The sequence below is a fragment of the Psychrobacter cibarius genome, from assembly GCF_016107535.1.
Taxonomy (GTDB): domain Bacteria; phylum Pseudomonadota; class Gammaproteobacteria; order Pseudomonadales; family Moraxellaceae; genus Psychrobacter; species Psychrobacter cibarius.
The window spans coordinates 20,324-33,307 of sequence record NZ_JABASQ010000028.1 but is presented as its reverse complement, the minus strand read 5'-3'; the positions used below and the strand labels follow the sequence as shown (position 1 = coordinate 33,307).

Below are 12,984 nucleotides of genomic sequence, written 5' to 3'. Positions count from 1 at the left end.
ACCGTTTGCTATTTTTTTGCCATCGTTTTATTCCCAATGTTCAACACGCCCTAATAAAGGATTTTTATAAACATTATAAAAACAAACACATCACTATAAACGTTTCGGCTGGACTATGTGTTCCATCCGTTTCGCCAGACGAATATCATGGCTGGTAATACCGCCAGTATCGCCAGTAGTCAAGCGAACATCTACCACGTTATACGTGTTGCGCCATTCGGGATGGTGCTCGAGCGCTTCGGCATGGAACGCGGCTTGATTCATAAAGCTTATGGCTTCGATGAAATCGCTGAAGTGATATGTTTTTACGATAGCATTGCCCTCGCGCTGCCAACCGGGCAATTCTTCCAGCTGCAAATTTACTTGCTTATCAGATAAACTACTCATATTAATCACCTTTATTATTATGTTGGTTTGGTTTATTAAAAACTATATCAGGCACTACATTGTAGCTGTCAAAGCTATTTTACGAAACTTCAATTCTCTTTTTCAGTTATATCATTAACGCTATTACGTCACTGTAAAGACCTTTTGTTCTATTGCCATTATAGGCCAGAAAACCCGCCTATATTTGCTATCTTGCCATATATTCGAAGATAAATATACGAGGGCAGATAGCAAATAAATAGGAGGGTAGTAGCGTATTAACGCTTCAATTTTATTAGCCAAGCTGAACCATAGTAAATGCTTAAAACATTTCTAAAGAAATTATGACGCTTATTAGCATACTGCATTTTCTATGGCTCATCGCTAAAGAGTGGACTATAGCAAGTCTTGGTAATCAGGATGTTTGCTGATATATGACGAGACAAATGAGCACTGTGGTATCACTTTTTTATTCTGTTCACGAGCATAGTTGAGGGCATGCTTAACCAATGCTGAGCCAATACCGCGCCCGCCTAGCTCCTGAGGTACGATAGTATGATCATAAACTAATGTATCGTCACGCTCTTGATAGCTAATATAGCCAGTATAACCGTCAATAGAGGTCTCAAAGCGTTTAGCCTGTTCATCATGGGTGATGGTTAGGTTTTGTTCAGAGTTTTGATTTTTCATGGATATTCTCCGTTATTATTGATTATTATCGTTAACTATTATTGGTTTTTTTAGTATGGATCAATCGTATTTTTAAATGAAAAGAGCTTGAATGACCAAATAGATTGTTCACTAAAGTATGAGTCCTTTCGATTCACATTTATAGTTCTTTACCGTAAGAGTCGATAGAGTAAATGTTAAGACTAAAGGGGTCTACCAGTGATCTCCATATGAGCTGCATATCAAGCATAAAATAAGGCTTGGCGCATGACAGGGGGAAGATATTTACCCAATCCACGTATAGCGGGCAGCTCTTTTTGTCTTTCTGCTACGGCATGATTTGTTTCAGTGATTGACGTAGTTTGTGAGTGTAAATAAGACTGCCATTCTTCAGCACTTGGCTTGCTAAAGTGGCGGATACGTTCCAGCATTTGCCGGAATTGTGTACCAAAGCGCCCAGTATTATAGGGTAGATTGTACTTGCGGCATATTGCCTGTAATTGTGGTGCGATACGAGCATAGTGACTGGCTGGCATGTCAGGGAAGATATGGTGCTCGATTTGATGCGATAAATTACCCGTCAAAATATGAAACAGCTTACTGCCTTGAATATTGCTGGAGCCAAGAATTTGACGCACATACCAGTCGCCTTTAGTCTCATCGGCATCGAGATAGGTATAGATATGGGCTTGTTCGGTAAAGTGTCCACAGAATATCACCGCCCATGTCCACAGATTACGAGCGATATTGGCAGTAACATTACCGCTCAGTGTAGTCATAGCACTACGCCGACCTAATGTCAGCCCTGCTAACGCGGGTAGTACAATATGATCTTTGCCTACTTGCCGTGCGATTTTGGCGAATAATGCGCGAGATTTCTGTTGCATGGTTTGGTGTCTATCAGGGGAGTCTGCGTATTCGTCGACACTGATTTGAATATCATGAAAGGCGACCGCCCACTCAAAACCTAGAGCCAATACCGCTGTTTTCAACATATTATGGCGGTCGCTTGGCGTCCAAGGTTGCTCATCAGTCACGCGAATTAAGTGATAGCCAACATCATGGTCACGACCAACGATATTGGTAAAAGTATGATGCAAGTAATTATGAGAGTGTTGCCACAATGGGGCAGGACAGACAATGTCCCAATCAAACTTTTGGCTGTTGAGATACGGGTGCTGCATCCAGTCATACTGACCATGCATGACATTATGCCCAAGCTCCATATTGTTTAGAATTTTGCTGAGACTCAGTAGTGAGGTACCCAATAGCCAAGTCGCGACAATTTTACGTTTTGCCTGCATGCATCCAGCCGCTGCCAGTAAGCCACGCGCTGTCATCTCACTATAGACTACCGCGGCATACACTCGTTTAATGTATCGTGCGTCATCGCTACCTAACGAATCCATCACGCTTCGGTAAAGCACATTTAATTCATGAGCGAGGGCATCAGATTGCGCCTTCGGTAAGGGCGCTCCTGTCAACGTTGGGTAGCGAGTCAACTGTTTTGCTTTCTGCTGTTTTGCATCAGTTAGTGTGGTCAAAACTGGTACAGCAGATTGTGCAGTAGTGACGGGTGGTAGCAAGCGCATAAATAATCCTTAACCGAAATGGTACGGAGAGTCGGTACTGGGTTCGGTTCAATAAGTTGTTTAAGTTTTTTACCGTAGGTTATAAGGTAACAGCAGGCTGTGTTTCTATCTTATGAGCCGTTATGAGTATTTATTTTTATCACCGTGTTGCTAAATATCCAGCACCACATCAGTCATGGCAATGTTGATGCAAGTTTGAATAGATTCATAACCATCACTGCTCATTTTTCCTGTGTGGATATTTTTGACCACGCCGCTGACTTTATTGCAGCGACACAACTGGCAGATACCTTGTCTACAACCATGCGCTAAGCGAATTCCTGCATCCTCTGCGGCATTCAATAATGTCGTGCTACTATCAAACTGCCGTTGCCTCGCCCGTAAATAAACAGTATGTTGCGCTGCGTGTTTTTTGCTATCGAGCGCCTGTTTGTTATCAAAATTGAAATCAGGCGACGCATGACCAAAGTTTACTACAATGATATTATCGCGCAGGTTTTTATTGTGCGATAAGGTTATCTCTGCCGCTGCTTTATATAAGCCAGTCAACAGAGTCTGTGACCCGCATGCAAATATTTGCGTATCTGCCAGTGGTAGGTTTAATGCCAACAAACTGTCTACGCTCAAATGTCGCTTGCCCGCCAAATAAGTATCAGCTTTCTCGGTATTGACCAGATGATAGGTGAAAGCTGGATACGCTGTGCTCAGTTGTTGCCATTAGTTTTTGAACGGGAGCATTTCAGTGCGACTGTAATATAGCAACGTCACCTGATGTCCGTTGTCCAGTGCTTGCGTGATGAGCCCTAACATGGGCGTAATACCGCTGCCACCCGCGATAAATAATAAAGAAGCAGATTTTTCGGCAGCTGATTTTGTCTGTACCGTTATAGATGATTGTGCCAAAGTGAAAGAGCCACTAGGGACACTACTGTTAATGACACTGCCAAGTGCCATATGTTTGGTTAAGTAATCCGAAACCAAGCCTTGCGGCTTAATAGCAATGGTAATCGCAAGATAAGGTGGTTGCTTTTTGCTATCGCCACTATTAATACTGTTGCCAGTAGTAACGTCGTGCCACCAGAGCGGTTGGTGCGCCAAACCTAATAATGAATAGCTGCGCTGATGATACACACCTTTAATAAGAAGGCTTAAGTTAAGATGTTGACCACCCTGCCAACCACGTTGCGAACCCACTAATTGCCGTCGAAAAGCATGATTGGTCTCAAATCTGAGCGCTATTAAGTCATCGCTAAGGGTATATCGCGCAACAAGGCGCAGCTTTGGGACAGTGAAAGACCAAAACGGCTGTAAGTGCGATCCAATAAAATCGATAAATGCATGTTGAATCATTTCAGGGCGATAGCCGTTGGTCATATTATCAGTACCTTTGTTAATACTATCAAAATGATTGACATCATAAATATTGTGTTCACCTGTGCGCCAATTTAGCAGATATCACTTAGGTCAGGTCGCTCGAATTTGTTAAGCTATCCTAACATGCTAACGGCTATTGATTAAATTTGCGAAAGTTTTGATGCTATTTTTTGTGGTCTTTATAAAACAGTTATAAGTCAGAATGTTAAGCGAAACGGTTCGATAGTAGGTTTCGTTACCGCTTTTAGCTAGAAAGCTGAGCACTCTGTGACAAAAGCCGTAAAACAATCGTTAAAACAATCTGTTGGCTTGCAGGGTATGCGCCACAATGCGATAATGGCTTATAATTTGTAACCCTGATTTTGAGGTGCAGCACGCTTGGCATCATTGCTAAGTATGATTTGCTTGCCTCTTTTATGCAGTCTATCGGAGTGTTAATGGCTCAATATATTTACACGATGAACAACGTGTCAAAACTTGTTCCGCCTAAGCGTGAAATTTTAAAAAATATTAACTTATCATTTTTCCCTGGTGCCAAAATTGGTGTCTTGGGTATCAATGGTTCAGGTAAATCAACCTTGCTACGCATTATGGCGGGCGTGGATACTGAATTTAGTGGTGAAGCACGCGCGCAAACTGGCACCAAAATTGGTTATTTGCCGCAGGAACCACAGCTTGATGACAGCAAAGACGTGCGTGGTAACGTCGAAGACGGTATGCGTGAAGCATTAGATGCACTTGCTCGTTTAGATGCCATTTATGCAGAATACGCTGAGCCTGATGCTGACTTTGATAAGCTTGCTGAAGAACAAGGCAAGATGGAAGACATCATTCAAGCGTGGGATGCTCATAACTTAAATACCCAGCTCGAAAAAGCAGCTGATGCCCTACGTCTGCCACCTTGGGATGCGGATGTTAGTAAGCTGTCTGGTGGTGAAAAACGCCGTGTGGCACTATGCCGTTTGCTATTGTCACGCCCTGACATGCTGTTACTTGACGAACCAACCAACCATTTGGACGCTGAGTCCGTAGCATGGTTAGAGCAGTTCTTGCAGAACTATAGCGGTACAATCGTTGCCATTACCCATGATAGATATTTCCTAGACAACGTCGCTCAGTGGATTTTGGAGCTAGATCGTGGCCATGGTTATCCGTATGAAGGCAACTATACTGAGTGGCTCGAGCAAAAGAACACCCGTTTAGAGCAGCAGAATAAGCAAGAAGAATCATTTGCTAAAGCACTGAAAAAAGAGCTAGATTGGATTCGCAAAAACCAAAAAGGTCAACAAGCCAAGTCTAAATCTCGTGTACAGCGCTTTGAAGAGTTGAACTCAACAGAGTTCCAACAGCGCAATGAGACCGCTGAAATTTATATTCCACCCGGTCCACGTTTAGGTAATAAAGTCATTGAAGTGAATAACATCTCCAAATCATTTGGTGATCGTCTGCTTTATGAAAACCTAAGCTTTAACGTGCCAGCTGGTGCTATCGTCGGTATCATCGGACCAAATGGTGCGGGTAAAACCACGCTATTTAATATGATTACTGAGCGTGATACGCCAGATACGGGTTCAGTCGATTTGGGCGAAAGTGTCAAAGTCGCTTATGTTGGTCAGGTACGTGATAACTTAGATGACAGCAAAACCGTTTGGGAAGAAGTGTCTGACGGTCTTGATATTATTACGGTTGGCGATTACACCACGCCAAGTCGTGCTTATATCGGTCGCTTTAACTTCAAAGGCTCAGATCAGCAAAAGCACGTTGGTCAATTGTCTGGCGGTGAGCGTAACCGCTTGCAGCTTGCTAAGACATTGAAGCAGGGCGCGAACGTATTGCTCCTTGATGAACCTTCAAACGATTTGGATATTGAGACCTTACGTGCGCTAGAAGATGCGATTCAGGTCTTCCCAGGTACGGTCATGGTCGTCTCGCATGATCGCTGGTTCCTTGACCGTATCGCCACTCATATCTTGGCGTTCGAAGATGAAGGCCCAGTTTGGTTCGATGGTAACTATTCTGAGTTTGAAACCTATCGTAAAAAGACGATGGGTGATGCTGCCACTCCTAAGCGTATGAAATATAAAAAGATTTCAACCTAGGACTGTTATTTAAAAAGTAGTTGTTAAAAAAAACTACTTAGAAATTTCAAATTTAAAGATAAAAAAAGACCTCTAATCAATTAGAGGTCTTTTTTTGCTCGATATATTTAGTTTAGCTCATTAAATATTGTAGCTGGTTACAAATTAACGCTTACGGCCAAATTTACGCTGCTTTTTATTACTAATCTCAGTAATCGCATGAGTAATTTCTTCTTCATCTAAGCTGGCGACTTGCTGCAAAATCTGCATCATGTCAGGCGTTAGCACGTACTTAGCATGACGAGCAATATCATTGATACGATGATCGAAGGTCAATACGCCAGTTTCATCATCTTTTTGCAAGTAATCAAGACGAGTCAAGGCACTAATAAAGCTGGTGAATAAGGCACGGTCAAAGAAATCAGGAATATCATCTGCATATAGTACAGATAAGCGCTGACCCAGCAGATGACACAGATCAACGACTTCGCTTTCGGTTAGATTGCCTGAGCCTTGCTGGGCGAGTAGGGCAAGCGTCATAAAGTAACGCTCAAGGCTCTGTCCGACAGGCGTCGCTAGCACTTGCAGCTGCTGATAGCATTTGCTGTTTGATTCAGGGACGCTGAGTACGCCATCGCTCAATTCGACAATTAGACCATGCGAGAGTAGGCTGTCGACTTTTTTGTTCAAGGTATCAGCCAAGCCATGTGCTGGATAATATAAGAACAGCTCGCTTTGTAAAAATGGATAGAGTTGCTTAGCAATATTGTCCAAACGATTGCGTTCGATACGACCATTACGCGCGACTAAGGCGGCTAAAAAAGACAGTAAAATAAAGACATGCAGGATATTATTACGGAAATAGCTGAGCAAGGCCGCTTGCTTGCCGGCAATCTGAATGATGTCGCCTAAGATATGCGGCGTACGTTCAATGAGCTTTAGCTTGATACCATAATCAATAATTTGCTGCGGACTCATATCTGTAATGACGGTATCATCTGAGTAGGACAACTGCTGAGCAAGACCTTGATAAAGGGCAATTTGCTCACGGCAGATTTCTTCATCTAAAGCCGCTTTAGGCGCTGATAATAATACCAATGATAATAACGAAACGGGCGTCACAACCGCCGCCTTATTGATGTGCTGCATGATTTTGACGCCGATGTTATCGACCATCGCGCTGGCTTTATCATCGAGCGGGGTATCGGTGCGATCCGTTGGCAAGCTATTGGCTGGCACATCGAATTTTGTCATAAAGTCGCTAAGATGCAGCGGTGTGCCAAAGCTTAGATGTACATTACCAAAGATACGCTCAATTTTACGACCAACTTTGAGTAAGCCTAGTAAAGATTCAGATTCTTTTGGCTTGCCTTTTAGCTCACCAACATAGGTGCCACCTTCCATAATACGCTCATAACCGATATAAGTCGGAATGAAAACCACTGGCTTCTCAGAATGACGTAATTGACTGTGCACTGTCATTGCTAGCATGCCCATCTTCGGTGGTAATAAACGTCCTGAACGCGAGCGACCACCCTCGATAAAGTATTCAATCGGTGTGTTACGCGTAATAAGGGTGTGCATATATTCGCGGAGGACGGCAGTATAAAGTGCATTGCCACGAAAGCTACGACGTATATAAAAGGCAACCGCGCCGCGTAATAATGGACCTAATACGGGTACATCTAGGTTGTCACCAGCAGCGACATAAGGAATGCTCAGACCACGCTTGTAGATGACATAAGATAGCAATAGGTAATCGACATGGCTACGATGACAAGGCACATAAACCAGCTCATAGTCAGTCGCAAGCTCACGTACGCGCTCGAAATGATGGACTTCTACGCCATCATAGAGTTGCGTCCATAACCACGTTAAAAACTTATAAAAACCGCGCACGATGGAATGTGAATAGTCATTGACCATCTCATTGGCATAACCTTTAGCCAAGACACGGGCTTCACGTACACTGATACCAGATTCTACTGCTTCTGCCTCTATCGCATGTTTGATAGCTGGTGAATACACTAGCTTGTCTACTAAGTTGCGTCTGTCTGATAAATCAGGACCGAGCATACTGGCACGCTGCTTGTCTAAATAAACCGTAAGCCGCTGCTGTAGCATACGTACCAGTTCACGATTACTGTCAGCGGTCGCTACCAGAGCATAGTTTGGTGCTTCGTTAGTATCGCCCACGCTACTCGTGATGTCTAAATTGCTGTCTTTTGCAGAATTTTCTTTTATATCACCTTCTTTTATAGAGTTCTCTTTTGAATCCACGGCTAGCGAATCAAAAATAGAAAACCCTTCTTCATCACCTTTAAGGCTATCATTGATAAGGGTACGTAGATCTTGAGGTGGATGGAACTGTACAAAGGTGTCACGTCCCATTACTCCGATATTAAAGAGCTGCTTGGTGATGCTAGGGTCCTGCCAGTTGTCAGCGGTCAGCAGCTTAAACAGTGAATCCTCTTTTTCTGGGGCGCGTCCCCATAAAATAGAGACGGGCACCAAACGTACTTTTAGCTCTGGATATTGCAAAACAGCAGACACCAAACGTGACAGGCGCGGCGATAGCTGACTGTCTTTGGCGCTTGGATGGTTCAAAAATATGATGGCTGCGTTTTCTTTGATATTATGGGCGGCATCATGTACCCCAACCAATGCTGGTGGTAAATTGTGCTCTTGCGTCTGCAGGTCAATCAAAATACTGTTGGAACGCGAATAATCTTGCAACACATAAAATCTTAGCGTTTGATCGTCTGTATCGAACTCAGGTAATTCACCCAATAACTTAGGTTTAACAGCGACATCGAGTAGCTGCCCCGATAGCTTGCGATAAATTTGATTAATCGGCGCATTGGAATAAGGCTTGGGGGCGATTGGATTGACGTCAGTATTAGAAGCGCTGTCGGTTGTGACTGGCGCTTTAAAAATCCGTTTTTTTAAGAACTTCGGTATCATAATCAGTATCAAAAATAGTCAAATATGTTGCGCTTATGATGCCATAAAAGCCATCAAAGCGATATATAGTGTCTGTATATACTGCTAATATTAATACGGTCTGGTTACTATATAGTGAGTTAAGCCGCTCTTAATAAGCTCAAATAATTGAAAGTTAATGTATTTAGCGCAATAATAGTTCGGCGACAACCAAGAGTCACTATAGAGTAATTATGTTTAAATCTACCTTTTAATATCATTGATATAAGCTGAAATATTATGACACCAGCGATTAATCTTGCCAAACAACGCGCTCTGAACTATCAATTACACGACTATGTCCATGACAGTAATGCCGCCTCTTTTGGCTTAGAGGCGGCAGAAAAGCTAGGCGTGGATGTGTCACAAGTGTTCAAAACCTTGGTGGTGTCGACAGAGACTGGTGCGCTTGCCGTTGCTATCTTACCCGTGGATAAAACGTTAAACTTTAAAAAAATGGCTAAGGCGCTATCTTCGAATAAATTGCTGACCTGCAAAAAAGTGCAAATGGCGGATCCTAAGCAGGTAGAGCGTAGTACGGGCTATGTGCTAGGCGGCGTCAGCCCATTGGGACAAAAAAAGCGCTTGCCGACTATTATAGACAGCTCGGCTGCAGAGCAGACAACGATTTATGTCAGCGGTGGTCGCCGTGGTTTAGAAATTGAGCTGCCACCAGCACAATTAGCTGAGACCCTTGCTGCTTGCTTTAGTACTATTATTGATGACTAAAAAGTTACTGATGACTAAAAATCGTTGCCGCTAACGGGCTGTTTAATCAAGTCTGAAACGATGGCTAATATTTTATCCCCTCACTCATATTTTATAAGGACATATTCATGCCACATCTAACCATTCAAATGACGCCCAATGTCAGTATTGCTCATGAAGAATCATTGCTTAAAGCGTTAAATAAAGCATTATGGGACAGTGGGCACTTTGGCACGCCGACTGATATTAAAGCACGGATCGTGCCCATTGAGACATTTTTGGTAGGCGTTGAAGATGATGAGCAGGCGTATGGCTTTATTTATGCGCATCTAAAACTAATGACTGGTCGTGACATGGTTATTCGTAATCAGCTAGCAGGGCTGCTGGTGACGACGATAGAGCAGGCGATAGGCGCAGAGCAATCAGGGCGAGCAGCCTTACAGATATGTGTGGAAGTTGAAGAAATTAGCACGGTGTATCATAAAAAAATGCTGGGTAGCTAAAATGCTGATATCGTCCGAAACGACGATTCATCAATCGCTATAAGTACTCACATAGCGATTTACTGGCATATGTAGGTAATATCATTACCTCAACCTTATAACCAGCCGTTTTACCTTCAGTCGCCATCAAATTTCGGGCAATACGTAAGCGATATTCTCCGGTTGCGGGTAGGCAGCCTTGATACACGATACCGCCTTTGCTGCCATCTTGCGTACCGTTTGGCATATGTAATACGCCGACATTGGCTGTCTCAGGCGTATCAGTAAGTGGTGCAATATTAACAACGGCATATTGCCAGCTGGTGGCATCAAAGCGATACCAGCGCTCATCTTCATTGGGGCTTAATTTGCCAGTGACCGAACTACTGATCGCGCCTTTGGCAAATTTAATAGGAATGTCAGGGTTTTTAGCCAGCTCCGTAGCACTAGTTGCGCTAAAACTAATCAGTGCCGTACTGAGCAGTAGCACTCGTATAAATGATGAGGCTAAGGAAGTTTTTTGATGATCACTGGATAACATGATTGGCTCCTAAAATGGCCGTTTATCTATAATGAGTTACTCGTTAACCGTCATCTATGATGTACATTTATTATCGATAGGCTTTAATGAGAACGTCTGTACTTTTAGTTAAGCATAAAAAAGCGCCTACATGCTAGGCGCTTTTCTTATTAATTACTGCTTAATTGTGATGCTATCTTAGTCTAAAAAACTTAGTCTAGAAAAGCAAAGTTCTCAATCTTCATTGCTGTCATGCTGTCGCTTGGTGCAACCATGGCTTCGGCATGCCCCGAGGTACGTGGTAACAACTTATCAAAGTAGAATTCAGCCGTTTGGATCTTAGCTTTGTAGAATTCTGGGGATTCAGTACCACCAGTTTCAAGCTTGTCATAAGCGACTGCTGCCATACGCGCCCAATGATAACCCATCATGACATAGCCTGAGTACATCAAGAAATCGTCTGATGCAGCAGAGATGATTTCACGATCTTTACGCGCCATTAGCATCAAGCGGACAGTCAATGTATTCCACTCAGCACATAGCTTGGTGAGCGCCCAAACGAATTTACGCATGTCTTTATCAAGCGCATACTCGCCACACCATTTCATGATGCTTGAAGTGTAATCACGGATGATTTTGCCTTTAGACTGCAAGATCACTTTACGACCGAGTAAATCCAATGCTTGAATACCAGTTGTACCTTCGTACATGGTGGCGATACGAGCATCACGAGCGATTAGCTCCATGCCCCATTCTTTGATATAGCCGTGACCGCCATAGACTTGCTGACCGTGTTTAGCCGCTTCGATACCTAGCTCAGTTAAGAAGCCTTTTAGGATTGGTGTGTAGAAACCCAATTTGTCATCCCATTTTTCAAACTCTTCATCATCACCATTGATGATACCCTGTGCCATTTTATCGGCATAGCGCGCAGAATGATAAATCATCGAGCGACCGCCTTCGGCAAAGGCTTTTTGGGTCAATAGCATACGACGTACGTCAGCATGGTTGATGATGGCATCAGCAACTTTTTCAGGCTCTTTCGTGCCTGATAAGGTGCGCATAGAACGGCGATCTTTTGCATACGGCAGCGCGTTTTGGAATGACAATTCAATATGCGCCAAACCTTGGATACCAGTGCCAATACGGGCTGTGTTCATAAAAGTGAACATGGCTTTTAGACCTTTGTTCGGCTCACCAATTAAGTAACCAACGGCATCATCAAAGTTTAGGACACAAGTAGCCGATGAGCTAATGCCCATTTTGTGTTCGATCGATCCACAAGTCACGCCATTACGCTCGCCAATTTCACCTTCAATAGTTGGCAAGAATTTCGGTACGATAAATAATGAGATACCGCGTGTGCCTTCTGGTGCATTTGGCAAACGAGCTAAAACAATATGAACGATGTTTTCCGTTAAATCATGCTCACCACTTGAGATGAAAATCTTAGTACCGCTAAGCTTATAAGAGCCGTCATCTTGTGGAATGGCTTTAGACTTAACTTGACCCAAATCCGTACCACATTGTGGTTCAGTCAAGCACATGGTACCAGCCCAAGAGCCTTCGACCAATTTATGCAGGTAGGTTTCTTTTTGCTCATCGGTACCATATTGCATAATGGTATTGATACAGCCAGTTGATAGACCAGGATACATTGCCCATGGCCAGTTCGCCGTACCGATCATTTCAGCTTTAATTAAGTTCAATGAGGTCGGTAAATTCATACCGCCGTACTCTTCAGGGTAAGAAATACCTTGCCAGCCGCCTTCTACAAATTGATCATAAGCTTCTTTAAAGCCTTTAGGGGTTGTGACAACACCATTCTCAAAATGACAACCTTCAGCATCTGCTGGCTGGTATAAAGGCGCTAAGACATTTTCAGCAAAATCTGCCATCCCTTGAAGAATCATATCAACGGTTTCAGGATCGGCATTTTCGCCATTATCCAAATCTTTATAATGAGTTTGAAAGTCGAAAACATCATTTATTAAAAACTTGATATCACGTAAAGGTGCTTTGTAAGTTAACATAGTCGCTCTCTTTAGTTATTCGCTATCATAAATGGCTAGCTCAGTAGTTGAGCCACGTTTCATGTAAAAGGGTGTTTAATTATTTGGGGTAAGAATAGACGATATCACGGCTCGTCATTCAGATTTATCAAAAACAGCTCATCCATTTTGATTGCCGTTAAGGCATCCTTGATAAAAAAC

The 12,984-nt window shown here is 43.1% G+C and carries 11 protein-coding genes; 3 read left to right on the top strand and 8 right to left on the bottom strand.

All coding sequences use genetic code 11. The features are described from left to right. Positions 1-93: 93 nt before the first annotated feature. The 5 genes from JFC08_RS12310 to JFC08_RS13810 form a co-directional block, all read right to left on the bottom strand. A complete protein-coding gene (locus tag JFC08_RS12310) occupies positions 94-387 on the bottom strand; it encodes a 4a-hydroxytetrahydrobiopterin dehydratase (protein WP_198330910.1) in 294 nt (97 codons plus the stop codon). A gap of 375 nt (positions 388-762) precedes the next feature. Continuing rightward, entirely contained in the window at positions 763-1,056 is a 294-nt protein-coding gene (locus JFC08_RS12305) for a GNAT family N-acetyltransferase (protein ID WP_045456426.1), read from the bottom strand. A gap of 221 nt (positions 1,057-1,277) precedes the next feature. Next, complete coding sequence (locus JFC08_RS12300) at positions 1,278-2,627, bottom strand: fatty acid desaturase family protein (RefSeq protein ID WP_198330909.1); 1,350 nt, start codon at positions 2,625-2,627, stop codon at positions 1,278-1,280. 150 nt (positions 2,628-2,777) lie between these two features. After that, complete coding sequence (locus JFC08_RS13815; RefSeq protein WP_227697769.1) at positions 2,778-3,254, bottom strand: 2Fe-2S iron-sulfur cluster-binding protein; 477 nt, start codon at positions 3,252-3,254, stop codon at positions 2,778-2,780. Positions 3,255-3,344: 90 nt separating this feature from the next. Next, positions 3,345-4,001 carry a ferredoxin reductase domain-containing protein gene (locus JFC08_RS13810; protein ID WP_227697768.1) on the bottom strand — a complete coding sequence of 219 codons (657 nt, stop codon included), beginning with the start codon at positions 3,999-4,001 and terminating at the stop codon, positions 3,345-3,347. A gap of 437 nt (positions 4,002-4,438) precedes the next feature. Here JFC08_RS13810 and ettA point away from each other — a divergent pair, with 437 nt between their 5' ends. Then, positions 4,439-6,100: an energy-dependent translational throttle protein EttA gene (gene ettA, locus JFC08_RS12290; protein ID WP_045443195.1), complete on the top strand. Its 1,662-nt coding sequence runs from the start codon at positions 4,439-4,441 to the stop codon at positions 6,098-6,100. A 144-nt stretch (positions 6,101-6,244) separates the two neighbouring features. Here the strand turns inward: ettA and plsB are convergent, their stop codons facing one another. Then, positions 6,245-9,043, bottom strand: a complete 2,799-nt coding sequence (gene plsB / locus JFC08_RS12285; RefSeq protein WP_198330908.1) for a glycerol-3-phosphate 1-O-acyltransferase PlsB — start codon at positions 9,041-9,043, stop codon at positions 6,245-6,247. A 258-nt stretch (positions 9,044-9,301) separates the two neighbouring features. Here plsB and ybaK point away from each other — a divergent pair, with 258 nt between their 5' ends. Both ybaK and JFC08_RS12275 read left to right on the top strand, forming a co-directional pair. Then, on the top strand, positions 9,302-9,790 hold the full coding sequence (ybaK, locus tag JFC08_RS12280; protein ID WP_055123626.1) for a Cys-tRNA(Pro) deacylase: 489 nt from the start codon (positions 9,302-9,304) through the stop codon (positions 9,788-9,790). Between the two features lie 107 nt (positions 9,791-9,897). After that, positions 9,898-10,272 carry a 5-carboxymethyl-2-hydroxymuconate Delta-isomerase gene (locus tag JFC08_RS12275; protein ID WP_198330907.1) on the top strand — a complete coding sequence of 125 codons (375 nt, stop codon included), beginning with the start codon at positions 9,898-9,900 and terminating at the stop codon, positions 10,270-10,272. Positions 10,273-10,309: 37 nt separating this feature from the next. Here the strand turns inward: JFC08_RS12275 and JFC08_RS12270 are convergent, their stop codons facing one another. Next, positions 10,310-10,792, bottom strand: coding sequence for a hypothetical protein (locus tag JFC08_RS12270; RefSeq protein WP_198330906.1), 483 nt, complete (start codon positions 10,790-10,792; stop codon positions 10,310-10,312). A 191-nt stretch (positions 10,793-10,983) separates the two neighbouring features. After that, positions 10,984-12,804 (bottom strand): acyl-CoA dehydrogenase C-terminal domain-containing protein, encoded by a 1,821-nt coding sequence (locus JFC08_RS12265; RefSeq protein ID WP_198330905.1) that lies wholly within the window; start codon positions 12,802-12,804, stop codon positions 10,984-10,986. Positions 12,805-12,984 lie beyond the last annotated feature (180 nt).

Coding starts and splice junctions, on each gene's coding strand:
- JFC08_RS12300 (WP_198330909.1), bottom strand. CDS start 2,627: ATGCGCTTGCTACCACCCGTCACTACTGCACAATCTGCTGTACCAGTT.
- JFC08_RS12310 (WP_198330910.1), bottom strand. CDS start 387: ATGAGTAGTTTATCTGATAAGCAAGTAAATTTGCAGCTGGAAGAATTG.
- JFC08_RS12265 (WP_198330905.1), bottom strand. CDS start 12,804: ATGTTAACTTACAAAGCACCTTTACGTGATATCAAGTTTTTAATAAAT.
- plsB (WP_198330908.1), bottom strand. CDS start 9,043: ATGATACCGAAGTTCTTAAAAAAACGGATTTTTAAAGCGCCAGTCACA.
- ettA (WP_045443195.1), top strand. CDS start 4,439: ATGGCTCAATATATTTACACGATGAACAACGTGTCAAAACTTGTTCCG.
- ybaK (WP_055123626.1), top strand. CDS start 9,302: ATGACACCAGCGATTAATCTTGCCAAACAACGCGCTCTGAACTATCAA.
- JFC08_RS12305 (WP_045456426.1), bottom strand. CDS start 1,056: ATGAAAAATCAAAACTCTGAACAAAACCTAACCATCACCCATGATGAA.
- JFC08_RS12270 (WP_198330906.1), bottom strand. CDS start 10,792: ATGTTATCCAGTGATCATCAAAAAACTTCCTTAGCCTCATCATTTATA.
- JFC08_RS12275 (WP_198330907.1), top strand. CDS start 9,898: ATGCCACATCTAACCATTCAAATGACGCCCAATGTCAGTATTGCTCAT.
- JFC08_RS13810 (WP_227697768.1), bottom strand. CDS start 4,001: ATGACCAACGGCTATCGCCCTGAAATGATTCAACATGCATTTATCGAT.